This is a genomic window from Algibacter sp. 2305UL17-15, assembly GCF_040720935.1.
In the GTDB taxonomy this organism is placed as follows: Bacteria; Bacteroidota; Bacteroidia; order Flavobacteriales; family Flavobacteriaceae; genus Jejuia.
Genome location: NZ_JBFDAE010000003.1, coordinates 102707 through 127473, shown reverse-complemented (window position 1 = coordinate 127473; position 24767 = coordinate 102707). Strand labels below are relative to the sequence as shown.

The 24767-nt window shown below is 35.7% G+C and carries 17 protein-coding genes and 1 other RNA gene; 4 read left to right on the top strand and 14 right to left on the bottom strand.

What is annotated here, in order from left to right:
- Together xrtK and ABXQ82_RS04145 are read left to right on the top strand one after the other, a co-directional pair.
- Positions 1-525 carry an exosortase K gene (gene xrtK / locus ABXQ82_RS04150; protein ID WP_367055293.1) on the top strand — a complete coding sequence of 175 codons (525 nt, stop codon included), beginning with the start codon at positions 1-3 and terminating at the stop codon, positions 523-525.
- Entirely contained in the window at positions 509-3301 is a 2793-nt protein-coding gene (locus ABXQ82_RS04145) for an MSEP-CTERM sorting domain-containing protein (protein WP_367055290.1), read from the top strand. Before xrtK ends, ABXQ82_RS04145 begins: the two co-directional genes overlap by 17 nt.
- Positions 3302-3820: 519 nt before the next feature.
- Here the strand turns inward: ABXQ82_RS04145 and ABXQ82_RS04140 are convergent.
- Complete coding sequence (locus tag ABXQ82_RS04140) at positions 3821-5029, bottom strand: NAD(P)-dependent oxidoreductase (protein WP_367055879.1); 1209 nt, start codon at positions 5027-5029, stop codon at positions 3821-3823.
- 260 nt (positions 5030-5289) lie between these two features.
- On the opposite strand from ABXQ82_RS04140, the gene ssrA reads away from it, so the two are divergent.
- Positions 5290-5686, top strand: a transfer-messenger RNA (tmRNA) gene (ssrA, locus tag ABXQ82_RS04135).
- A 343-nt stretch (positions 5687-6029) separates the two neighbouring features.
- On the opposite strand, the gene ABXQ82_RS04130 is transcribed toward ssrA, so the two are convergent.
- The 4 genes from ABXQ82_RS04130 to ABXQ82_RS04115 are packed head-to-tail and all read right to left on the bottom strand — an operon-like array spanning position 6030 to position 7741.
- Entirely contained in the window at positions 6030-6215 is a 186-nt protein-coding gene (locus ABXQ82_RS04130; protein WP_367055287.1) for a type I restriction-modification system subunit M N-terminal domain-containing protein, read from the bottom strand.
- Positions 6216-6260: 45 nt separating this feature from the next.
- Complete coding sequence (locus ABXQ82_RS04125; RefSeq protein WP_367055284.1) at positions 6261-7217, bottom strand: HipA domain-containing protein; 957 nt, start codon at positions 7215-7217, stop codon at positions 6261-6263.
- Positions 7210-7527 carry a HipA N-terminal domain-containing protein gene (locus ABXQ82_RS04120; protein ID WP_367055281.1) on the bottom strand — a complete coding sequence of 106 codons (318 nt, stop codon included), beginning with the start codon at positions 7525-7527 and terminating at the stop codon, positions 7210-7212. The genes ABXQ82_RS04125 and ABXQ82_RS04120 overlap by 8 nt, the downstream gene beginning before the upstream one ends.
- Complete coding sequence (locus tag ABXQ82_RS04115) at positions 7499-7741, bottom strand: helix-turn-helix transcriptional regulator (RefSeq protein ID WP_367055278.1); 243 nt, start codon at positions 7739-7741, stop codon at positions 7499-7501. The genes ABXQ82_RS04120 and ABXQ82_RS04115 overlap by 29 nt, the downstream gene beginning before the upstream one ends.
- Positions 7742-8268: 527 nt before the next feature.
- Here ABXQ82_RS04115 and ABXQ82_RS04110 point away from each other — a divergent pair.
- Positions 8269-10011 carry a RagB/SusD family nutrient uptake outer membrane protein gene (locus tag ABXQ82_RS04110; protein ID WP_367055275.1) on the top strand — a complete coding sequence of 581 codons (1743 nt, stop codon included), beginning with the start codon at positions 8269-8271 and terminating at the stop codon, positions 10009-10011.
- Positions 10012-10096: 85 nt separating this feature from the next.
- Here ABXQ82_RS04110 and ABXQ82_RS04105 read toward each other — a convergent pair whose 3' ends face one another.
- The 9 genes from ABXQ82_RS04105 to ABXQ82_RS04065 form a co-directional block, all read right to left on the bottom strand.
- Positions 10097-10627, bottom strand: a complete 531-nt coding sequence (locus tag ABXQ82_RS04105; protein ID WP_367055272.1) for a helix-turn-helix transcriptional regulator — start codon at positions 10625-10627, stop codon at positions 10097-10099.
- Positions 10628-11024: 397 nt separating this feature from the next.
- A complete protein-coding gene (locus tag ABXQ82_RS04100) occupies positions 11025-12353 on the bottom strand; it encodes an ATP-binding protein (protein ID WP_367055269.1) in 1329 nt (442 codons plus the stop codon).
- A gap of 252 nt (positions 12354-12605) precedes the next feature.
- Complete coding sequence (locus tag ABXQ82_RS04095) at positions 12606-16790, bottom strand: DUF4157 domain-containing protein (protein ID WP_367055267.1); 4185 nt, start codon at positions 16788-16790, stop codon at positions 12606-12608.
- 9 nt (positions 16791-16799) lie between these two features.
- Positions 16800-17126: a hypothetical protein gene (locus ABXQ82_RS04090; protein ID WP_367055264.1), complete on the bottom strand. Its 327-nt coding sequence runs from the start codon at positions 17124-17126 to the stop codon at positions 16800-16802.
- An 11-nt stretch (positions 17127-17137) separates the two neighbouring features.
- Positions 17138-17581 carry a hypothetical protein gene (locus ABXQ82_RS04085; RefSeq protein WP_367055262.1) on the bottom strand — a complete coding sequence of 148 codons (444 nt, stop codon included), beginning with the start codon at positions 17579-17581 and terminating at the stop codon, positions 17138-17140.
- A 2-nt stretch (positions 17582-17583) separates the two neighbouring features.
- Positions 17584-18270 carry a hypothetical protein gene (locus ABXQ82_RS04080; protein ID WP_367055259.1) on the bottom strand — a complete coding sequence of 229 codons (687 nt, stop codon included), beginning with the start codon at positions 18268-18270 and terminating at the stop codon, positions 17584-17586.
- Between the two features lie 84 nt (positions 18271-18354).
- Positions 18355-19446, bottom strand: coding sequence for a DUF4157 domain-containing protein (locus ABXQ82_RS04075; RefSeq protein ID WP_367055256.1), 1092 nt, complete (start codon positions 19444-19446; stop codon positions 18355-18357).
- Positions 19447-19458: 12 nt separating this feature from the next.
- The gene (locus ABXQ82_RS04070; RefSeq protein WP_367055253.1) at positions 19459-20805 is read right to left on the bottom strand and encodes a contractile injection system tape measure protein; all 1347 of its coding nucleotides are present in this window, start codon (positions 20803-20805) and stop codon (positions 19459-19461) included.
- A gap of 6 nt (positions 20806-20811) precedes the next feature.
- Positions 20812-24765, bottom strand: coding sequence for a PKD domain-containing protein (locus ABXQ82_RS04065; RefSeq protein ID WP_367055251.1), 3954 nt, complete (start codon positions 24763-24765; stop codon positions 20812-20814).
- Positions 24766-24767 lie beyond the last annotated feature (2 nt).

Sequence of the window (24767 nt, the reverse complement as noted above, 5' to 3'; positions counted from 1 at the left end):
ATGAAACTGCCAAAACATTCAGCATATTACATAACAGGAATACTACTTTTTATTATTCTAAAATTGATGTATTCCAATGCCAACAACAGTCAGGTTTTTATCCTCTTGAAACCATTAGACACAATTATCAGTTTTATTCTCGATTCCCATTCAGTCTATAATCCAGATTTCGGTTTTTATCATGAAACACAAAATATCACAATAGATAAATCTTGCTCTGGTTTTAATTTTTTGATGCTCTCTTTTGTACTGATATATTTTTCAGTTTTGAAAAATTTAAAGTCTCACTTTTTTAAAATTATTGCAATTCCCTTAACCTTATTTTTTGCTTTTGCTTTCACACAATTTGTTAATGCCTCACGGATTTTAACGGCAATCTTTATTGAAAAGAACACCAACTTCAATTACGATTGGTTGCATGAAGCCGAAGGTGTTTTTATTTATCTATCCTTTCTTATTACGCTATATATTTCAATCAACTACGTTCAAAATAAAATCATACATACTCATGAAAAACTTACTTAATCCTAAATGGTTACTCGCCATAAACACCATTCCAGTAATTATTCTATGCATCATTTATTACAGCGAATTCAATGTTATAAAAACACTTTTAGATGAAGAGAGTATGCAACTCTGGTTCAATTTTGGAGGTATTCTTATAGGTTTATCCGTCCTTCTTTTTGGGTATGTTTTATTTTGTATTCAGCAGAAAAAAGAAATTTCTATTCACTATGCAATTTTAGCTTTAGTAATTTACACCATTTACCTATATACCTATAGTGTTTATAGTTCAGATATTATTCCTTGGCGTATTCCTAGATGGATGCTTTCCAGGGATACCGTTTTGTATCCAGGCACGTTTTTAATGCCAACTTTGGCCCATGCTTTGTTCATTATTGTTATAAAACTGACTTCTAAAGTAAAAACCCATAAAGCTTGGAAAAGCTTTTTATTAGCGCTCGCAATCCCGCTTGTTACCTACATATTCGCTTTAATAATCATGCCTTTGTGGCAACCTGTTGACTATCGTTTTAGAGAACATTTTTTTATTATTGCCTCAGTAATTGGGGTTATCGTTTTTCTGTTCTTTTTAATTAGAGGCATTTATATCTTATCGTTAAAAAGGGGGAAAGACAACAAAGAACTCTACCTCATTGCCAAACTTCTTATTGGGATAGTTTTCCCATTATTAGGCCTAACAATTAACACTAATTTTGATGGCGTTTTCGGAAATTTTAACACCGCTTGGTTTTACGGAATAGCATTGATTAATGGCATTATAATTGGCATCTCTCCATTTAAAAACCCACGCGGCAGATTGATATTATATGCCGCTAGATGTATTACATTCTCGTTTACGTTTTATTTCTTTATTGTCTTTTTGCCCTATTTACCATTATCCGTCATCGCAATTATAGCAATAGGTTTAGGCTTTTTGATGCTAACGCCATTAGTCTTATTTGTAATTCATGTCCAAGAATTATCCCGGGATTTTAAGTTTTTGAAATCTTTTTATAAGAGTCCCGTTTTAATTGCAATTGGCGTTATTGGGGTTTTTGTAATGCCTTCCGCAGTAGCACTATCATATTCAAAAGATAGACATGTGTTGCACGACACTCTGGATTTTGTTTATACACCGGATTATGAGAAAGATTATAAAATCAACAAAGCCTCTCTGGAAAACACGCTTGCTGTTGTAAAGCACAACAAGTCTCGAAATTCTAGTTTTTTAATGAGTTCCCAAACACCTTATTTGTCTAGCTTTTTCAACTGGATTGTTTTGGATAATTTAACCTTATCTGACACTAAAATTAAAACCATTGAAAAAATATTTTTCAATACCGATTCATTTGGTTTAAGAACGGAAAGACTGAGAAATCAAGATGTAAATATCTCAAACATCAATTCGAATAGTACTTATAGTGAAACCGATAATACGTGGACAAGCTGGATAGACATAGAAATTACAAACGCCAATAACAGTAACTTTACTTCGGAATATGCCACAACGATAAATTTACCAGACGGCTGTTGGATAAACGATTATTATCTATATGTAGGCGATAGAAAAGAAATGGGGATTTTAACTGAAAAGAAATCGGCAATGTGGATTTTTTCTCAAATTAGAAACATGAATAGAGATCCTGGGTTGTTGCATTATTTAACTGGAAATAAAGTGTCGTTTAGAGTGTTTCCGTTTGCTAAAAATGAAGTTCGAAAAACAGGCATTCAATTGATACACAAAGATCCTGTGACTATAGAAATTGACAACCACAAACTCACTTTGGGGGAAGTGAAAGAAGTTCCTGTCTATCATAAGGAGAATGACCAAGTCCTTTATATATCTTCAAAAGAAAAAGAAACACTTCAGAAGGTAGAACGAACGCCTTATTATCATTTTATTATTGATACTTCAGAAGAAAAAGATTCCTTGATAAACGACTACACAAAAGCTATAGATGACTTTATAAACACAAATAACCTGGATATTTCTAAATCCAAAATAAGTTTTGCAAATACCTTCAATACGACTGACAAATTTGATACTACATGGAAAGAGAATTTAAAAAGTCAAACTTTTGAAGGCGGGTTTTATCTGGAACGTGCCATTAAAAAAGCACTTTTTGATGCTTACACAAACTTGAGCAACCACTACCCCATTATTGTTGTGGTTACAGACAATATGTTGGATGCCATTATCAATAAAAACTTTGCAGATTTTAAAATAGCTTATCCAGAAAGCAACTTGTTTTACCATTTAAACACTTTAGGTTATCTGGCATCACATGATTTAACATCCAATCCAAAACAGTTTGTAAATACCGATACCAAAATTGATTTTAATACAAAAGTTTTAGTTTATCCAAATGCAGATAAACCATTGGCATATGTATTGGACAATGATTTACCGAGTATTGTATTGAAACAGTCTCTTTTCAAATTAAATGAAGAAACCCTCGAAACTTCAAATTGGGATACCGGATTACAATTGCAAGGAAAATGGCTCTCAGATGTTTTTTACCCGATGAATGCCGAAAAAGATTGGATTGCATCAGTAAAAAATAGTTTTGAATCTAAAATTATGACACCTTTAACATCATACATCGTCGTTGAAACCGAAGCTCAAAAAGCGGCTTTGTTGAGAAAACAAAAACAGGTGCTAGAAGGCAAAAAATCATTGGATTTAAATGAACGCACACAACGCATGTCTGAACCAGGATTAACAACCATACTTTTACTTTTAATCCTGATCGTATTATTAAATGCATATTGCTCTAATCGAAGATTATCATTTTGATACCAATTTGATAAAGACACAGGTTGCTTCTAAAAATTCTGATGATAAACCTTATCGATAAAGCGCACAAAAAATCTTTAAAAAAACTCTTAAAGCACAGCTGGTCTGCTTTTATCGTATTTTATCTAAATCCGTATAGAAGTTAACTTTATAACAAGGAATAAGTGTATATTTAAGTAAGGGAAGACGTAAATCTTACCTTATTATACCACCTTTAATAGGTGAAATACACTTATTATGCTTGTACTCTAGCAGCAAAATAAGCCCTAAAATCTACTTACCCAAAGTTAACTTGGTTATTGTTGTGTTAATACAACAACTAAAAACACACCATATGATAAAATTTTTACTTTAAGACCTTCAAACTAATTGATGGCATTCTAAAAAAAGTAAATGAAATTTATTAACAAACACAAACTAGAGTTAGTATTGCTATTTCTCTATACGGCCGTTTTTAGCGTCTCTTTTTGGCTTATAAACGTGCTTTAGGAAATCGAAGTACCCTATAAACCGAGGCTTCTATTCGCTTGCATAGGCATAGTCCTTTAAGTAAGCGAAGCCCTTTGTTAGCTCTCCGTTTTCGGTTATCTTTGCGCGCTGCAAAACACCATCCTTATCTCCATTAAAAAATGCTGGAATAACATGTTGCAAAAACATATCTCCAAAGCCTTCGCTGGCATCTTTTGGGAGTTCACAAGGTAAATTATCGACCGCCATAACGACTATGGCATTTTCATCCTTATAATCTATTTCAGATGCTGTTTGTGGATCATAGCCATAAATAGGGTTGGCTATTGTTGATGCTCGAAGTGTTGTTGCTACTGGTCCATCTACATCACAGCTAATATCTGCCACTACTTTAATATTGAAATCTGGTGATTTCACATCCTCTCTTGTATATAAATAGGGTGCGCCGTCGCCGTAAAAATGACCAGCGATAAAATAATCGGTTACTTTCGCGAAACGCATAAAGTTGGAGACATAAGCTTCAGGGTGGTTAAAAAAATCAAACACATCATTAATTACTTTTCCATCTTTTCGCTTGTTATAATCCAACACATCTATCTTACAATATACAGGTTCATTAAAGGTTTTATTTAAATAGTCTTGAACAGAAACACTTTTAATGTTCATGCCATCCAACATTTCTTGAGAACCGTTTGCTACTTTTCCACTACCTGTTAATAGTATTTTTATGTTTGGAACTTCAATTTTACGTAACTCATTTATTAATGCCGCTTGATTTGGTAACGGCCCTGCTTTTGGTAGTTCCCAAGAGTTGAATTTTAAGCCCCAAGCTCTAAACCCGTTGTACACACCCACAATTCCTGCGTATCGCCCAAAACCAATTAATCGAAATCCTTCTTTGTTTACAATGGTTTCATGGTCGTACAACTCGATGTTTTTTTCTAAAATGGCTTTTAAAAGTTTGCGGTTATAAGGTTGTTTTTTTATGGTATGCGAGAAGAAAAAATATTTTTTATTTGGAATTAATGCTTCTATTGGCACTTCTTTTACGCCTATCATCACATCACAATCTGAAACATCTTCTGAAACTTCAAACCCTTTTGACTCGTATTCTAAATCTGTAAACACCCGAATATCAGACGATTCTACCTTAAATGCAGCTTCAGGAAATCGGGCTTTTGCTTCTACTAATTTTGATGGTGAAAATACTACACGACGGTCTGGTGGATTTTTACGTTCTTTGATGATGGCGAATTTAATATGCATTTGGAATAATTTTTGTTCTAAATTAGTTGGATTTGGCATGATTTGCAAAGTTTTTGGTAAATTTGCCGTCCGCGTTAGGGATGGAGGCATTGTTGAAGCTCTTTTTGTGTTGTTGCACCTATGCAACACAAAAAAGCGACTGCCGAGAGCCCGACCCTTTGGGGTAACGCCATAATTACTATTATCTTTGAACTCCCGAAACAAGTTCGGGATTAATTCGATTACGGTACGCAAAGCGTACCTATCTCATTGAAGGGGTCGACTGGTTTTGACAGCGAGATTAATTGAACGGTAAGCACGTCGTGTAATGGCATTGAAACACGTAAAAGGCTAGACCAAATTTTAAACGGCGAGAATAACTACGCTTTAGCTGCATAATCTGAATTACAGTAAGATTCGTGCTCGTTCCTACTAGGTAGGAAGGCTAAATGTCTCCGGAAAGCCTTGATTGACGGCGTTCCTTTTTGAGGCATCGTAAATGTCAATATAGATTGGGTAGTGCTTTGATGCCCTTTTGAAACTAAAGAAGCTAAGTTGTAAGTAGGTTGTCTTTAACCATCTTGCAATCGAAAAAACAAGAAAAGAATAAACGTGTAGAAAGCTCTTTGATTACTTGTTTGGACGAGAGTTCGATTCTCTCCGACTCCACCTTCGCCCTCTGTAGCTTTAAGCGAAAGAGGGCTTTTTTTTTATTACTTATTTTATTTTTTAAATGATTGGAATGTTAACCAAAAAGGCTTCGGTGGACATGTCCAAATTATTGCTATATTTAAGAAAAAAGGCAACTTCCTTTTTTATTAGATTTTACCGTTCCTTCAATTATATAATAATCCTCTTTAAATCTTGATTTTTTACTCAAATAAGTGCTTTAATGGCGGATGTTCTGTACCGTTTTCATCTATAAACCCAGTATTCCATCTAGCTCTTGGTGGCACAAAAAATATAGTACCATATATTTCTGGGTCTTCTAATATTTCAGCTAGTGTATCATCATCTAAATGTGAGTGTTCTTTTCTAAGTCTTTCATTTCGATATCAAACAAATCAGACATACGCTTTAAGAATAGCATTCCAAAGATGTATTCTTTATATTCAGATGGATCTATTTTGCCACGTAAAATATCTGCTGCTTTCATTAGAAAGCTTTCGAGTTGGGCTAGTTTTATGGTTGTTCTTTGCATTAATTATTTATAATTAAAATACGATTATTATCGATTTTTTTCTTTTTAAATAGTTACAGTAAATTCTAGCTGCACTATCTTTTTATTTATTAATTCTTTAAATTTTGTTTTTCTTTCATCATCTAAAAAACTACGTTCAATTAATCCAGACCATTCACTCATTCCTCTTTCAATACGCTTCCAAAGATTTTCAATTGCTTTTTCTGGTATATGTGCTTTTAACATGGCTTCATTAAAATCGTTTCGTTTTAGTTTTCGCTTTTTCCCATTAAGATTCAACGCTAAATCGTCTAGATCGTCGGGTAATAATAATTGTGCAGCAATCATATCATAAGCTGGTGTGAGCTCATATTGGTTGAACTCTTTCGCTATAAGCGAAAAATTCTTTAAGTGCATATCATTATTTCCTATTAAAAAAGACACAATTACTTGTTCATAGAAACGAACCACGTCCTTTAAGGTTTTTTTTGAATAAGCGATTATGCCTTTGGCAATTTGCTCGTAAGACCCTCTGTACTTATGCTCTGTTAGTCGCTCGTTAAATTGACAAGCATCTTCCATAGCAAACTTATCGCCTTGCGCATTACGATCTATCCGTCTCGTTATGTAAGCCAACTCTCCACCTCTTAAGGGTAGTAATAAAAAGGGAACGGTTTCAATGCCACAAGCCTGTGTCATTAGCATGCACAAAGCTTCTATTTCCGGCATTTGTGGATAAGCAGAATAAGGTGGTTTTAAGATATATCTTCCGTTTAAAGCACCATCTATGGTTAAGCGCTCTTCTGTAGCTGTTTTTGCAAAGCCCATTGACAATTTAGGCTGTACACCCGTTACTATAATACGCTGTGCAACGTTTTCTTCAGCAAGCTCATTTATTTGTGATATATCATATTCCAATTGAAATACAGGTGTATCCTTTTCCCAAAAACGAACAAGACAAGCAGGGTGATACCGATGATCTCCTGATGCTAATGGTTTATGGCAGGCTAAACAACTACTCATTTTCTATAATACTTATGTTACCTATACAATCACGACAGGTGGTTAGTAATAATCCCATGCGATCTCTTGGGTTGAGTTTCCAATTTTTTTGTGCAATATCTAGCAACCATCCTTCTGGAATTAGTCCGTCAAAAAAAGGGAATAAATTATCTGATGTAAAGGCTGCTTCTTGTAACGGAAACGTTAATGATACAGGTGTTGCATTTTTCAATGCCAAATAGGTTTTATCATATTGAAATAAATAACCTTCGTCATTTTCAGTAAGCATTCCTGCTTTTTGATTACTCACCCAAATTTCTCCTTGTCTCATCGCTTATAGGTGTTGGTGTTAATTGATGACCAAAAAATAGTAATACTTGATTTACTTTATCGGTCATTAAATTTGGTTTTCCTTGCTCTAGGTCGCGCACAAAGCGAAGTCCAACGCCAGTCAGGTCAGACAAATCTAATTGTGTCAATTTACTTTCTTTTCTGCTTATTCTAACGAAGTCAGCAATAGCGTTATGTCGGTTCCAATCTTTCATAATTATACCCATAAAGGTGTAAGATGATGCAATATATGAATTTTATACCTCATTAGGTATAATTTACAATAATAATTATTAAATATACCTTAAAGGGTATAAAAAAATCATGCCGTTAATAAAGCCCTACTTCCAACGCTTAGGAATTGAAAGTAAAAGTATATGTAATTCCATATAGAATCAAGAAAATCTTTACTTTTCTATTTTAAGAAGATTGTCATTATTCAAAAACTAATTTCCAATTCACAAATCGCGAATTGCAAATCAAAAAAATAGAATTTGAAGTGTTTTGTTATATTTTGACATCAGAAATAGAAACCAAACGTTAAAGTTTGCTAAATCGAGACCAATTCGGTTACCTCTAAAAACAGCACCTTTCAGAAGCCTTATGAACACTATCAAGTTCAGATTCTCGTCGTTGTCTCCGACTCCACAATTTATGCAAACTAAAAAATCTGACAATTTATGATTGTCAGATTTTTTTTATTTAATTTTTTATACTTTATTTACATTTCAAATCATGTGAAATGAAACACAAAATAATTACCCTCTTAATTTTCATAACAACATTAGTGGGATGCTCCAAGGATAGTATATCTACTGAAGAACAAAAAGGAAGCATAGAGGTGCTTGTTGTTTTTGAAGACACCAACAAACCCGTATTTGATGCTGTTGTAGCTCTTAATTCTTCTTCTAATGCGCTAACCACAGGAATAACGGGAATTGTGAAATTTGAAAATATAGAAATAGGAAACCACATGATTTCCGTAAAAGTCCCCACAAGTGATGTTGTTTTTGAAGAAAACGTAACGGTTGAATTAAATAAAACAGCTAAAATAACCATTGAAGTAGATCCACCAAATCCCGTACTCCCATCCATTATAGATATAGACGTTTTGTTATTGAGTTCATATAATAGCTTACTCATGGATGATGTATTTAATGCTATTGGATATGCTTCCTATTGGGGAGATATTGGTACAGATATTATAACTACCAATAATAAATTAAACCCACCCACTAGAGATTTAAATACTTATAATTTTAACACTAACGATAAAATTATAGAAGATATATGGACCAATCATTATAAAATAATTAGGAATATGAATGTTGGTATTAAGGCCATTGAAGATTCTGATTTCACAACAGAAATAGGTACTAAACCAAATGTGGCCATGGCCGAATTTAGATTTCTAAGAGCTCTTACATATTTTAATTTGATTAAATTATATGGAAACCCCGTATTGGTAACATCTACTGATGTAAATCTAAATGATAATACTGTCGTTCAAGATCAACTAAAGACGTATGAGCAAATAGAAAAAGATTTAAAATATGTAGAGCTAAACCTTTCTGGAGTTTCGCTACCAAAAAATAGAGCATCTGTTTCGGCAGCACAAGCATTATTAGGCAAGGTCTATTTACAAATGGCTGGTTTTCCTTTGCTCATGACCAATAAATATGAAACCGCTTTAATCCAGCTTAATAAGCTAAAAGGTTCGTATGCATTAACACCCAATTATAAAGACAATTTTAACGCAGAAAAGAATTCTAACAATACCGAAATTATTTTTCAAATTGATTTTAAGCTAACTGGTAATTCAAATGAAAACAGTTGGGATTGGGTTAATTGGGGCCCAATGGGAGCAACTGAAAGAGACCATTTTATATTAACCCCAAGTTTTATAGAAAGTTACTTTGAAAACCCTAATGACTTAAATAGCCCAGTATCTTTTCCTATGAATGTTAAAGATTCAAGGTTTTTTGAAAACATTGCACCATTTACTTATGAAAATGGCGTGTCCAAAAATGAAGACAATAGTATTAATTGGCGACCTTATAAATTTAGTAAAAACTACCAAAAAGAGGTCTCGTTTCACTTCCCCTATCTCAGATATGCCGATGTGCTATTGATGATTGCTGAAGCAGAAAATGCTGTTAATGGTCCAACAAGTATTGCTTATGATGCTATTAATCAAGTAAGAAGACGTGCTTTTGGAAACTCTGAAAACGACATAAACCCAGGGATTAGTTCAGAAGAATTCTTAAATACCGTACTTGACGAAAGACGTTTAGAGCTTTGTTTCGAAGGTCACAGAAAAGACGATTTGATTAGAACTCAAAAATTGCATAGTGTTATTGATGATTTCAATTTAAAAAACCCTCAACATCAAAAAAATTATCAATCTTATAAATATATCTTTCCAATTCCTCAGATAGAATTAGCTTTAAATCCAAATGCCATTCAAAATACAGGTTATAAATAAAATATCCCAAAAATGATATAACAAATATTGCGAGAAACTAGTCGCTCTTATTTTTAATTGAAAGGAGAAGAGTGAAAGCAATTCGTCATAACTCTATATTTCTTGATGCCTTTTTAATGAGTTGGGCCGTATTTTTTACTTTAAATTTCTCTATTAGATTCTTACGATGTGTTATAGCGGTATGATTACTAATAAAAAGCATGTCGGCTATCTGTTTTGAAGAAAACCCATCAGCAACAAGTATTAAAACCTCTTTTTCTCTAGGAGAAATTAAACTCTTTTTTTCTTGAAAATCTTTACTTGTATTATTGACCACTTTAAAATAGTCCTCAATTTTTTCCTTCTCTGTAATATCAAAAAAATAATTGATTCCTAAAATATTTCCCTCTAAATAATAAAGCAATAGTTCATGTCTTAATAGAAGCCTTTGACCATTTTCATCTATGATATGGTACTTTAAAACATATGGTGTTTTAAGATAAGGTATTGAAAAAAAGTTTTTTATCTTTTTTTTCACAGACAACAACTCGTCTTTACAAACAATATCAAACCAAAAATCCCAACTCTTATTTAACATTTTAGTAGAATGATTTCCAATAATTTTTTTTAATGCCAAATTGCTATAAATAAATTTATCTTTTTCAAGTGAATAAATTGAGATCTTCAAATTATCAAGACAATCGCAGGCCTTGGTTAAATCTGAAATCTTGAACTGGTCAAATTCATTACTAAAATCATTAAACTTCCTATGATTATTTTTACAACCCATAAACAAGTAAAATTAAATGTTACATTAAGTAATCGACTTTGCATGAAAGCAAAACAATTTTAAGTTCCAACTATTTAATTAGCCAATCTAATTTGTAGATTTTGAGGGAGTTTTAAAATAAAAATGAGAGAAATTTTAAGTTTTGTAAAATACATCAACAAATTAAGTTGCTAAGCACTAGTACATTAAGGATTATAAATATATTGATTTTCAGTAGCCTATACAAGTTTCTGACAAAAAAAAATCATAAATATAAAGATTTGCCTTCTTTTTGGTACTCTTTCTTTATACCCTCTAGAATATGGACTTCTAGGATACACTTACTTTTTTCTGAAATAGTCCTTAAACAGGCATATTGAATAACGTTTACAATATTGGCTCCGGTGATTTCATATTTTTTTGCCAACTCATCCAAGTCCATTGACTTTTCAACCCTAATGGTTCGAGGTAAATTATTCTTCCAAAGTGCCAATCGTTCTGGAGAGGTTGGCAATTCAAACTCAATCATAGACTGAAACCGCCTTGTGAATGCCGTATCTATATTGCTTTTAAAATTAGAAGCTAAAATAACCAAACCCGGATGGGCTTCTATACGCTGCAATAAATAGGAGACCTCTTGGTTGGCGTATTTGTCATGGGCATCCCGCACATTGGTACGCTTTCCGAAGATGGCATCGGCTTCATCAAAAAACAGAATCCAATCCTTGCTTTTTGCCTTATCAAAAAGTTTGGACAGGTTTTTTTCGGTTTCGCCAATGTATTTTGAAACCACTAATGACAAATCTATTCTATACACATCTCGCTTTGTGTATTTACCGAGTAAATTGGCTGTCAAGGTTTTCCCTGTCCCAGGCGGCCCATGGAACATAACACGATAGCCTGGCTTGATACGGCTTTTCATATTCCAATCATTAAGCAAAATGTCGTTGTATTGAAGCCAAGTCTCTATTTCCTTGATCTGTTCTATTGTTTTTTCATTCAGAATCAAATCGTTCCATTCCATATCTGTTTCAATACGTTGGGCAGGAAAATCCCTGGACATTTTTGGTTTCAGAATTTTGCCTGTAGTAAATAACTGAACAAACTCTTCTTCAAGGATTAGTCGGCCACTCATGGTCGGTTCACCTTTAGGGACATCCCCAAGATAAAGGATACCCTCTTTTGCAAATACATGGTCTTCGTTAAATAGGCCACGCAATGCGTTACGCTGTTCCATATCGTTACCAGCTAAAATGAATTGTACGGTTTCGCCGGTTGGTAAGATACCCCGATGGTTCTTAGCCTTAACACCACCAAACTCTGGGATTTCACCACCATGAGGTAAATATTGTGAAATAATACTATTAAAAAAATTAGGTGCTATGTGAGGCACCAAGGCGATAAGCAAGATAATGGTTTCTGTTTCTGATAAGTCATGGGTTGCAATCAATTTTGAAAGATGAGAGTCGTCAATCTCTAAGGCTTTTGGAGGTATAGGCAAGGCATCACCATATTCGCTGTCAAAACGGAATTCGATGGCACTCTTTAAATAGGAGAGGGTTTTGTTGGTGTTTTGTTGTTTGGTTTGATGCATGGTGTTATTTTAAATTTTTAGCAATTTGAAGCGATTTAACATACAATTTCTAAGCATTTTTACTTTTTACAGCTTATATTTTTTGGTGTACTTTTTGAACCTGATACTAAAGGCTGACCAAGCTCAACACCTATTAAATATGTGGCTTTTACATATAACGATCAGATTTCTTTTATTTTTTTAAAGTATATTCTTTGACATTACATTATAATCATTAATACTCGTTTTATAATATTTAGTTATTGGCATAAACTAAGTGCTTTGTATCTGTTCAATGGTCATTTCTTCTGATGTTGCGGCCTCTCCTGAAGGCATTGGCCCCGAAATATTCCAACCAGCATTTCTCAACCTATTTAAAGATTCATCTGTGGAATCCAATTCTCTACAAACACCTTTTGTTACGAAAACCTTGGACCATGAAATGCTAAAAACCGCTGAAGAATTTAGGTTGGAATCATTAATTATTCTGATTAGATCAGACACACAAAAAGCGCATGGACTAAGAGATTGAAGGCTTAATTCAACCTGATTAATTCCTGCCCTAAAGCTGGTTGATTGCGCACTAAACCATTCCACAAATTGGTGTTCGGCATGGCTATCATTATGACATACATTGGTTTGGATTCCCCCATTGCTCCAGGTTAATAATTCTATCACATGAGAAGGTGTACTCGGGATTAAAATAGCCCCACCTACACCTCCCGAAACTCGTCCTCGTGTTGCTAAACTAGCAAAATCAAAAGTTCCTTCTTGAGGATGTCTTGATGGGAATTCCCTTGTTCCAACGGTACCACTTTCGATACCAGGCTGATCTTCTACCACATATGGCCTAACATATCCCGGTATAATTTCTCGATTCTCTGTTGCGACTTGAAAAGTCTGTTCAGGATTAAGAGTAATTCTTGCGGCTAAGGTAACGGCTGGTCGTGTATTTTTAATCTTTGGTCGCAATTTCAATAAATGGGACAATGGACTTGCTGTAGCATCCAAATAAAATTCACCTTCAAAATCAGGAATTGGATTGACTTGCAAATCATCTAATCCTTGAGGACGTAAGTCAGCAAGGACCCGAGTCACTATCTGTCTTGCTCTTTCAATAGTAAAATCTTGACCAAGACCTTCAATTACACGTCGTTCAGCCAATTGTTTCACATCTTCATCTCCTTCATCTTCTTCACCACTTCTACCAATCCCTAATCTTCTCAACAGTTTCCTAGCCGCCTTCTTCGCCTTCAATATCAATTTATTAATAGCCCTATCTATACGTTTTCGTATTTTCTTAATGATCTTTTGTACTTTCTGTACCAAGCCACCCAAGCCAATAATGCGTGCGAATAATTTAATAACCAATGGGACCAATAAGGCTAATCCCCTTTCGATAGCCGTGGCAACCAAAGCCATACTTCCGGAAGCCATGGCTCTAATAGCTTCGATTAATGCTGGAATGAGCATCAATGCAGATTCCACAAAAAAGACAATAAAATCCTTGATCGCCATGATGGCTTTTATAAATCCTGCTCCCGGAATCAACAGGCTTAATAACCATCTAATACCTGCTTGGATTACTTGGACAATGAGCATCTCTTTTATGGAATCAATAATAGTTTCCTTAAGGTCCGTAAACTGCTCCTTAATGTATTCCCAAATGCCTTCGACGCCTTTCTCTTTTATAATTTGGAACATTTCAAGACCGAATTCCATCGCACGAACCACGGGTTCGCCTAAAAGTTTAACCGCTTTTTGGCGCATGTAATCCCAGGTTAGTCCCAAAACCTGCATAACCAAACTGAAAATACCTTTGAGGCTGAATAGATTTTCAGGAATGGTTATGCCAATTGGCCCCAATGCACCTGTTAACCATTGCACAAAACCAGCCATAAGATGGGTCTCAATGTTGGTCTTGAAATTATCGAACCCTTGCTTAACACCGTCAAACAGATTGGACACAAACGTGATTGGGTCTGCCATGATAATTGCCAAGGACGATTGTATTTCGGATAACAGGTCTGATATAAGCTGTTTGAGTTTTCTGATGGTTTCAATTACGCCATTAATAGCATCTAACGCCATATCAATCAAACCTCTATTGGCGGCCTGCATTTCTTCGATACGTGCATCAAGTTCCGAAAGACTATCATTGTATTGTTGTGCCAACGAATCTATGAGTTCATCTTGTTTGGCATTGACATCATCCGTAAGCTGGTCGAATTTATCCTGTATGTTTTCCGAGGCTTCTTCACCTATAGATTGTAAATTTTCAGGTAATTCTTCTACATAATCTGTAACATCTTGCTTACCTTCTTGGATTCTATTTTTAGCTTCCGTTAGACGTTGCCCGATGTAATTTGAGATATCTGTCAAGGCCACATCCATTTCAGCGATGTATAACAGACGACCTTCTACGAAGAATTGGTTGACCTCATCTGGAAGCCCTTTGAATTTATCGACTACCCATCTTGCCGCCCCTCTTAGCCCGCTATAACGCCTGTCTTTATAGTCATCCATTTTCTGCTGCACATAATTTTCGAACTTATGCTTTGCCCGTTTTGCTGCGGCCTCAAATTTTTCGGTAACTTTCGCGTCAAGATCTTCGAGAATGGCTTCAACATCTGTTTTTGTGGTTTCATAAATGCCATTGATCTCGTTCGAGATGCGTTCTCTTTCTGTGGTGTTTTGGGATCCAGTTTCTGTTTGCTGACCGACCACCTCATTTAAGATAGTACTACGATCGTCGTGCATCCCTTCAAGTGTCCCTTGACTTGTGTTTTCAGCTTGCTGTCGAGACCCATTAAGCGATTGCGTTTCCTGTGTCCTAAATTGCGAAGGTGCTGTTTCCGCATTGGCTCTAGCTTCGCTTCTTGAATCCAAAGCACTTGTAAATTCTGGCTCATTGGATCTTGCCAATTGTTCTTCCGTAACCTCATTGTCTATCATCTGCTGATCGACTTCTTGCATGTTTTCCCGAAGCGGCTGCGACACTTGGCTATCAGGTCGCGGATTGGGCATAGCGGCATTGGCACTTACAGATGACGGCACTTGCCCAATTGGAGCTTCTGGTAAGGCAATGACCTCACGCTCAGGAACAGCTTCCACGTTTGGCTCGACTGCTGTTGCTTCAGAGATTGGACCCGCCGTGTTTTGTTGTGCTTGGGAGGCATCCTCAGAGGCAGCATCGCTTATTTCTTGAATATTGTTATTATCTTCAAATTCGGTAGCTTCTTCCTGATTTTCTGGAAGCTGCATGCTTTCGATGCGCTCCATAAGTCGTGCCTTGAACGCTTCGGCATCAAATTCCTCAGGCTCCTGCTCGTCCATTACTGCCACCTGATTTGCTTGTGCCCCACCCATGCGCTCATTAGGAGGAACAGCGGCAGCAACCTGAGCGGCTCGAACTTCTTGTTCTGCTGGATTTGTAGTTTCCTGATCTTGAGCTGCTCTTTCAACTCTAGCCTCTAATGCATTGAATGCTGGATCCTCTTCAGGAGACATTGGAAATGCTTCGATAGGTTCAGTAGTTTCTCCAGCACCTCCTATGTTTTCAGTATTTTCAAGAAGTTCCTGCCCTTCTTCAGCAATTACATCTTCTTCAGTTTCAATATTCGTATCGGCTTCGAGCAATTCTGGTTCTGCCTCAGTCACATCGTCAATAGAATTATCAGTTGTTTCGCCCTCCTGTTCAACTAAGGGATCTGCCAAAGTAGCCGCAGGATTTACTTCAGGTTCTTGTATTGTAGTGGAAGCACCTTGCTGAATGGTATGTGTGAGCTCATGTGCCAATAAGGTTTGCCCATTTCTAGATTGGGGATCAAATTCACCTGCGTTAAAAAAAATGTCATTTCCGTTGGTAAATGCTCTTGCTCCCAAATCATTATTCATGGAAACCGATGCCGCATCCGTATGAATTCGAACACCACTAAAATCGGCTCCAAAACCACGTTCCATCATCATTTGAGTATCGGTTGCGAGTGGTCTGCCATTGCCTCGACCTTGCCGGATACGATTGGCTATAGTAGCAACTGAGCTTCTAGGACGTTCTATTTTGGTTTGTACATTTTCCTCATCTTCATTTTTTTGTACAGTACCATCAGTCTTTTCCTGAACAGATTCTTCTTCTTCTTCTGCAGTTTCTAATTGAACCAGTGGTGTTATGGTTTCTGCAATAGGTTTTTCCTGTATTTCCTCTGTGTCTTCTTGTCTTTGTAGATTTCTTTTCTGAATGGTTGTAGCTGGTGAAAAGAAAGATGATTCACCATTCAGACTTGTTTTATTTACAACCTTATCTGCAATTAAATCGGCTTCAACTTCATATTTATCATTGGGTTTTCCAATGTTCAGTTTGGGCTGTATAAAAGCATCATGCTCAGTTTCTCTATGAAAAAGAGATGAATCGTTGCTTGATTTAGCACTTGCCCTATCTACTGTTGCCGATTTAAACATGCCCTGTTTTTACAAAACGATGAGCCCTACAAGCTTATTTAAAACAATGCTGATAACCCTGTTTTTATAGTGTCCCGCTTTTATTTTGTTAACTCCGGCTTTTACCAGAGCCCTCATAACCAATAAATCTTTTTGGCTTTTTAACAACCATTCCAACTCATCTTTATCAATAGCACCTGCAATAAAAAGTCCAGCCCATTTTTTTAATTTTTCTTCTGAAGATTTTAGATAGTCTTTCATATCATCAACAATCAGCTTGCCTTCATCTCCAAATTTTTCTTTGGCATCGGCAACAATTTCTTCTTTTAACTCTTTTAATAATTTTTCAAAATCCATGATATTACAGTTTAAAATTGGTTAATGAATTCAGTTAATGCATTGGTGCTTTTTTTATCTTTCTTTTCTTCATACAAAATCATTAAATTAAAAGCTTCTTCAATTTGGGGTTTTGCTTCCTCTTTAAATGCGGTATTTAACGATCCTTTTTCTTCCCAAAGTTTAAGATAACTCCCCATTAAGTGCTTATCGCTGCTTATAAGTTCCCACATTTTTTTAGTCAGTTCATTTTTATCCTTGCCTTTTTCATAGATTACCATTTTCTCCATTTGGTTCTTTAGGTCATCGATCTGCACCTGTGAATCTGCAAAGGGTGTATCACTTCTATCTATGAGCGTGATAGCTTCCAATTTGGTCTCGATGGTTTCGGTATAGGTAAAATGGTCATAAAGGCTGGAGCAACTCACTAAAGTTACCGCCATGATGGTCATAAAAGTTCTTTTAAGTGTTTTCATAATTATTTAGTGTTAAGAGTTGATGATTTTCTTTGAATATATTTTCTATTAAAATAGAGCTGCGTTTTAGGGTTGACGGTTTTGATATTCTGAATTCGTGCCTTAAGCCTTAAACTATCTTGTAAAACAGTAGAATCCTTTTTTATTTCTTTTTGAATATCGGCCAATTCCTTTATGCCCTGAAGGGACTTTACCCGATTTTCAACTACTTTATTTTCTTTGACTATTTCTACTGGAGTAGCTTCATCTGATGATGGTTTTGGTTTAGTCGCAATTGCTTTAGTGTCAGCATTAATCGCCTTATCTGCGAAGGAAACAGCCTTTTCTGGTTTTTCCAGCAGTAAATATGATTCGCTAATTACCGCCATATCGGCAGGAGTTGATGCTCTTTTTTCTAATTTATCCGTTACTTCAGCAAGTTTTTCTTTAGCCTCTTCGTTATCAGGATCATTTTTAACTTTATCCTGGTACTTTATAATGGCCAGTTTATCTTTTTCAATCTGAACCTCTTGAATACTGGGATAGGCTATCATTATAATGGGAATTGTGAAAAAATATAACAGTTTCTTTATATCCTCTTTTTTAATTATGATATAAACCAACGAACCACATAAAATTATAAATAGGAGTACGCCCAAAAAGAGCAGGACGATTTCGTATATAAATAAATTCTCAAATAATTTTTCCATGGCTTTTTATTTTGAAGGTTTGTATTTATAATCTATCTCATAATTAAATATTTTCATGTGTTTAGTTTTAATGATTATTTATAACTATTTTCTTTTATCCTTGAACTCTTGAATGTCTGGAAGTCTACATTTTTTGGTTGCCAAATCGTTGGTGGCTTCATTATCCTGTCCAGCAAGATGCATCATTTCGTGAATAAACATTCCCGCGAGAGACCATCTTCCCCATCGCCATGTTTCTGAAGTGTATGCCAAATCATTTGGAACAATGCTAGAGCCATAAACCGAGTTGTCTTTATCAAACCAGACCTTCATCCTATTATAAATTTCTTTAAGGGTTTTAGACGAACCACCCGGGGTATTGTTTTTAAAGAAATTGTGGCACACAGGAAATTTATCAGGATTATCAACAATTTTTTTCACAATAGCCATGGCTTTATCTATTCTTGCCTTTTCTTTTTTGGGCACAGCACTATAGTCAGCATGTGGCGCACTACCACTTCCATATGAAAATTTTTGTATGCTTTTATGAATCATACCTTTTTGCTGAATGGTATGCGTTAACTCATGAGCCAACAAATGCTTACCATCATTTGATGAAGGATTGTACTTTCCTTTATTAAAATAAATATCATTGCCATGGGTAAATGCTTGTGCATGTAATTGTTTGTTCATTTGAACAGCATTATTGTCCGTATGGATATTTACCTGACTGAAATCGACACCAAAACCAGATTCCATATCGTGCTTAACAGGCTTTGGCAACCTTTGTCCGCTTCCTTTTGAGCTTTTTAATGATGATTCTATATTTATTGGAGCGATGCTAGCCCCCTTAGGTTTCGTTTGCAAAGCTTCTTCCTCTTCTTCCATACGTTGCACCTTTTCTTCTTGTTCGCAATCGGCACATTTGGTTTGTACAGCTTCTTCTTCTACTGCTTCGGATTGCTTTTGCACCAAAGGTGTAACTGATGCTGCTAAAGGTTTCTGCTGCACCTCTTCTTCTGTACCTTCCGTTTTTTGAATGGCTTCTTGAGGTTTGGTGTTATTCATCACTTTGCTGGCCATGGCGTCTGCCTCAACTTCATAGGCATCACCAGGTTTGCCAATCTTCAATTTTGGTTGAATGAATGGCGTATGATTGTCATTTGCCTTTTCTTTATAGCGTCTATACGTTTTCATAAATCATTTGTTTTACCATTCTACAACTATTAAATTGTCAAGCCAAGGCAATTTTATAAGGTGGATATTCCATGGAATTTTATCTAAAAGAATATCCTGTCCTTTGCGTTCCACAATGAGTTTACACGTGTTATTTTCAATGATTAGTTTACCCTCGCGTTGTAAAAATCCTGTTCGTAAACCATCTGGCGACGTACTTTTTAATGCATCCCAATGTGTTATGGCAGCTTGCAATACCTCTTCGCCCATGTGTTTTAATTCTTGCGGCAATTCAATAAACCGTTGCATGGATTTATTTATAGGGTAGCCACAAAGAAATTTCTCCAATACCAGTTCGCTTTCTAGCTGTTGTTCCTGTTTCGTGCTTAAATAATGTAACAGATGAATGGCGGTTTCTACTTCTGACTCGATAATTTTACCAGTTGCATCTGCTAGTTTTGCATTCATAAAAAATTGCTTGAGAAAAGGATGTAGAAGCACCAATCCTGCATTATTTATATATAAAGCTTCTTCTGTTGGATTCTCATTAGTCAATACTTCTTTTTCAGGAGGCAACTCAATATTTTTTTTGTCATTTAAAGGCTTATTGATGATAGAAGTCGCGAAATTTTCAAGTGCTTGACGCTCGTTTGAATCGATGGTCTTAGTCGCAGCAAATTGATGAAGCATGGTTTTTATCCTGCTGCTTGTATTCAATCTACACCCATCAATAACAGCAATCCAAAACGTATCTCTTAATGTACTGTTCTTCTTTAAGACACTAAAAACCTTGCGTTTAGAGACTGTTTTTTTAGAATTAGAAGTCGCTAAAAGACGCCATAAGATATCATCGCCAAACTGATTTAAAAGTCTTTGTTTTGCTTTCTCAAAAGCTAAGACTTTAATAAATTTTGAAGAAAAACCAGGTTCTGAAATAATGGTTTCAATACCCTTTTCATCGAATAGGTCCGATATATTAGATTGCCACCACGGTTTCGCACCAGTTCTCAAAAAATAGATAAAACTATCTAGGGTACTCTTGGTTTTAGATAGTACGACCAATTCATTTTGGTCTTCTGTGTGGTTTGCTGTGTTTTGAATTTCGAAATCAATCTTTTTTTTGAGTTGGTTGACAATATCATTTTTAAGGGCGTTCAAATTAACAATTCCTGCTTGGTTTATGTTAATTTCAATTTTATTGAATCGTATGCTTGAACCTGATAAAATTTTGTTTTGGGTATCAAAATAACTTTCAATTTTCGGAAACAATTGATGTTTTAAAAACACGCTAAGATTGTCCTTTAGGGCAAACGCCTCTTTGCTTGAGTTGGTATTGACCTCAAGGAAAACCTTATTAATGATGTGTTTTTGACTATCCATAATTCATCATTTCAATTGTTCCATCTGTATTTTAATATGCCTTTGAAGCAGCTCCAATCCTGAAACCTTTTTTAATAGTGCTTTTAGGAATTCCTTTAGTTTACCTTCTCTATCCACGTCTATCTTATCTTTCTTAAATTGTTGAAGAGCCTTGTCTATTTCAGTCAAAACACTATTTATACTATTTGAAAATTCTTTTATCCGATTTTCAGATTGACAACATAAAACACTATACAACGCTTGGATTTGCAAACGGAAGGTGTTCGCTAATGCAATAAATTCAGGTTTACCCTGTTCGTCCTTTCTTTCTAAAATTTGACCAGCAGTATTCTGAAGGAGTTTTGTAAAAATGTTAGGTAATTCCGAATTAAATGATCCCTCGACAAATTTTTTCAATTCTCCAGTAATTTTCTGGTGTAACTCTGTGGTGGGCGCAATTGCGTTTTTCCGAACATCATCAGAAATATCGGTATTGCCAATTTCAGCTAACTCTTTTAATCCTCTTTCTAAAATAACTTTCGATTCATCAATACATGCTTTCTCTTCTACCACGACATCAATTTGCAAATCAAGGTTTTCAGTATGACTGCATCTTCCGTTGGTAATGGTTAATGATACGGCAAATGCGTTTTTACCACCATCTCCAAGATTTAGATGATACTTATGTGTCGGATTTTCATTTTCACTAAGTGAGTTATCTCCAAAATCCCATTCGTATGTATATGTATCAACAGGCAGTTCGGTATAGTTAACCGTAAAGTTTACAGTAGCAATGGTGTTCTTATTAAAGAATCTAGGTTCTGAAGCTACAATAGTGAACTTAGGCTTTTTAAATACTGTTATGCTGGCATCTGTAAACTGGTCGTTAACGGTAAACTTGATTTCTTTTCCATACAGTTCTTCACTAACGGCATTGGCATCAAACATATACTTGCCATCTTCTTGGATAACACCGCCATTGAGCCCCTCAGCTACATCGGCAGCTACAACGCCATCTGATGGAGATACCTCGAATGCTATTTTTTCAGTCTTGTCATCTAAACAAACAAAGTCAACTGGCAATCTTAAAGATGTTGGTGTTTTAGGAACGATAAAGGCAATTGGAGAACAATCAGAACAGCAGATATAAGGCAATGTGAAATCTGCAACAACCGTATTTTCCGAAATATTGGAAAACGGCGGTAAGATGAATCTATCCCCCAAGGCATCCAAAATGTTCGGGTTTATAAGATTCTCTAAATTCAGGTTATCACTAATTCTTGGGTCAATCTCTGCAAAATCTATATTTCTAGTTGCAATGGTATCTTTTGCCAAAGTTCTTCCACTAGTTTTAATTGCAGATATGTTAGCTATGGGGTTTCTGCCAATTGTCCCAATATTTGGGTTTATCAGGGCATCACTCAATACATTTCCAAATGACGGGTTTAAAGGAAAAATAGGCTGGGCTTTTCGTATGCCGCCTTTGTAAACCAAAACAAAAGTGCCTCCTGGTTTTACGCCTGCTTTGTGTTCTAGACCAGCATGTTTTTCAACGAATTTTGATAGTAATTTTTGTTCTAAAATTTTCTTTTTACGGATTTCAATTTCGGCTAAAAGCGACTTCATTTTAGCGGCCGAACAGCAATTAACAGACAATTGATTAAGAAGAAGCGCATATTGTTGTTCGTGCCCAATTCTTTTATATGTCGTTTCTGGCTTATATAACAGCGTTGTCATATTCTTCTTAAAACGCTCAACACGACTACAGAGGTCTTTAATGGTTTGATCGTACTTATCAATTCTATCAGGGTCAATTTCGGTGATATCGTTTGGAATAAATCGGGAAGCTACTTTTGTATAAGACAGTATTTCTGCTGCATTGTACATGGCAACCTCTCTGTTATCGGCATCCCAAGTAGAAATCTCTGGATCTTGATCGATGTTGCGTTTCACCAAGTTGACAATGTCTTCTGCCGAACCTTCTGGCTTTTCGCGCATGGCCTTTTCAACAATGCTTCCCAAAACATCCTCGTCTTTTTCCAAATTGTCCAAGACTACCGTATCGATATTATAGAGTTTGAGTCCCGGAATAGCTTTAAAGATTGCTTTGGTGTCTATAGCTGATTTGGTGTCAAAAAATCTAGAATCTGAAGCCAATAAGGATCTTGTAGATCCAGAAAAAACTGGGGTAATTGGTGCCACTGAAATACCGGGACCAGTTCCAGTCGTCGAGGGTCTTGGCGGCGCTGTTTCAGTCGATTCTGAGGGTCTGGAAGTATCAGCAGTAATATTGGCAAGTTTTGATAATTTATAAAATTTATGCTCGCCTTGTTTTTTTAGGCTAAAACCAGAAAAGAATTTAGAAACCCCGGCATTGAGACAATTCTGTTCTGCCCGCCACGCTCTTAACACCGCATTAATATCTTCGAATTCGCACTCATAATCATTGGGATCGATACTTTCTATGGTCTCATCAATACTTAGTACCTTAATATCGAAGGCAAGTCCCTTGTCAGTTTTTATTGTATCTAGATCTTTTATGGCGTCGCGGTAGTCTTTTCCTAAATGGCCTTCAATTCTATAAAAATCGTGGGCATCGAGGTCATAATCCAAAGGGTTTTGAATGGCATCGCTTTCTGACAAATTAGCAGATTGATAGCCTAGATTTTCATCAGACTTAAATTTTTTCGTTTTATCGTAATCCCAATTTTTAATTAAATCCGACGATGTTTTATAATAGTACGGAAGCGCTCTTTTGCCCAATTCCTTAGATGGTACTTTTGATGGCGTTACCTTAATTGGTGCTGACGACTGAGGAATTTTATAGTCGCTCAGCATAAAATGAATTCTTAAAATCAGGGTTCTTATTTCTTCGAATTTTTCTTTTCCATGCGGAATTATTGGTGAGGGATAGAATTTATGACGACATTGAAAAAATGTTTCAACCGGTTCTAATTCCCCTAAAAAAAGATGTTTCGGAAAAGAACTGATATCTGGGCAACAAACAACTCTTAAATCAAAAAGAAGACACTTTATGTCGTTGTAGGTATCTATTAAATCCTTTAGTAAATCATAACGATATTGAATGTCTAGCGGCAAATTTCTGGACGTTAGTTTAAATAGAGCGGTTATTTTAGTATTGATGGTACTGGCTTTAGTTTCTATCGAACCAGTATCCAACAACACCTTAAAATCTGTAAATAATTTACTGATGCCACTTTTAAGGTCTGCAATAACCGAGGTATCTTGTATGGCCTTTCTGTAACTATCCTTAAGCCTAAAATAGCTTGCTGTGTTTGAATTTTGCGATATAACCTGAACGCGGTTTCTTGTAAAGTAGCTATTTTTTAGAATGACCCTTTTAAGATTCACGTCGGGTAAATCAATAAATTTCTTGGTGTTGTTATGTGCATCAAATATGGGATCGTTGTCTTTGTTGCTAATTCGTTTGGCGTTTTCTTTCGGAATTAAAAGCAATCTTATTTTTGCAGACTGCCCTTCGCCCTGCGTATCGCAATCTGTTGACGTACATGGTGTTTCTTCCTTGCAGAAATACTCTAAGTAAAGCACAACCACCATAGTCTCCAAATCCTCAACCGTGCTTAAGGGCTCAACATTGCTTTCTTCTGTAGTATCATCGGTCAATAGCTCTATCAAATTAATACCATTGAAACGGCTATATTTTGCTTCTACATCATTAAAGGTCTTAACCTGTGTATAGGTGGCTCCGGAAAATGGAATCAGGTCACCATCCGTGGTTACTGCACAACCCTTTGTCACTTCTATCGAACTGTTCTTTGCGTATTTTATTTCCAATCCACAAGCAATCCCAACGCCGTTAAGACAAATACGTGTGAAACGGTCTTGACATTCAAAATGATCGATCACATCGTTGAGCTGCGACGCCGTTAACACTTGATCTGGTACAAATCTTCTATATGCTGGGTCTTTCGGTTCTTTATCTAATTTTGTTGTTGCCATGA

Bases quoted from the DNA above. Each gene is read 5' to 3' on its own strand.
- xrtK (WP_367055293.1), top strand. From the start codon at position 1: ATGAAACTGCCAAAACATTCAGCATATTACATAACAGGAATACTACTT.
- ABXQ82_RS04145 (WP_367055290.1), top strand. From the start codon at position 509: ATGAAAAACTTACTTAATCCTAAATGGTTACTCGCCATAAACACCATT.
- ABXQ82_RS04130 (WP_367055287.1), bottom strand. From the start codon at position 6,215: ATGCAAAGAACAACCATAAAACTAGCCCAACTCGAAAGCTTTCTAATG.
- ABXQ82_RS04125 (WP_367055284.1), bottom strand. From the start codon at position 7,217: ATGAGTAGTTGTTTAGCCTGCCATAAACCATTAGCATCAGGAGATCAT.
- ABXQ82_RS04120 (WP_367055281.1), bottom strand. From the start codon at position 7,527: ATGAGACAAGGAGAAATTTGGGTGAGTAATCAAAAAGCAGGAATGCTT.
- ABXQ82_RS04115 (WP_367055278.1), bottom strand. From the start codon at position 7,741: ATGAAAGATTGGAACCGACATAACGCTATTGCTGACTTCGTTAGAATA.
- ABXQ82_RS04110 (WP_367055275.1), top strand. From the start codon at position 8,269: ATGAAACACAAAATAATTACCCTCTTAATTTTCATAACAACATTAGTG.
- ABXQ82_RS04100 (WP_367055269.1), bottom strand. From the start codon at position 12,353: ATGCATCAAACCAAACAACAAAACACCAACAAAACCCTCTCCTATTTA.
- ABXQ82_RS04095 (WP_367055267.1), bottom strand. From the start codon at position 16,790: ATGTTTAAATCGGCAACAGTAGATAGGGCAAGTGCTAAATCAAGCAAC.
- ABXQ82_RS04090 (WP_367055264.1), bottom strand. From the start codon at position 17,126: ATGGATTTTGAAAAATTATTAAAAGAGTTAAAAGAAGAAATTGTTGCC.
- ABXQ82_RS04085 (WP_367055262.1), bottom strand. From the start codon at position 17,581: ATGAAAACACTTAAAAGAACTTTTATGACCATCATGGCGGTAACTTTA.
- ABXQ82_RS04080 (WP_367055259.1), bottom strand. From the start codon at position 18,270: ATGGAAAAATTATTTGAGAATTTATTTATATACGAAATCGTCCTGCTC.
- ABXQ82_RS04075 (WP_367055256.1), bottom strand. From the start codon at position 19,446: ATGAAAACGTATAGACGCTATAAAGAAAAGGCAAATGACAATCATACG.
- ABXQ82_RS04070 (WP_367055253.1), bottom strand. From the start codon at position 20,805: ATGGATAGTCAAAAACACATCATTAATAAGGTTTTCCTTGAGGTCAAT.
- ABXQ82_RS04065 (WP_367055251.1), bottom strand. From the start codon at position 24,765: ATGGCAACAACAAAATTAGATAAAGAACCGAAAGACCCAGCATATAGA.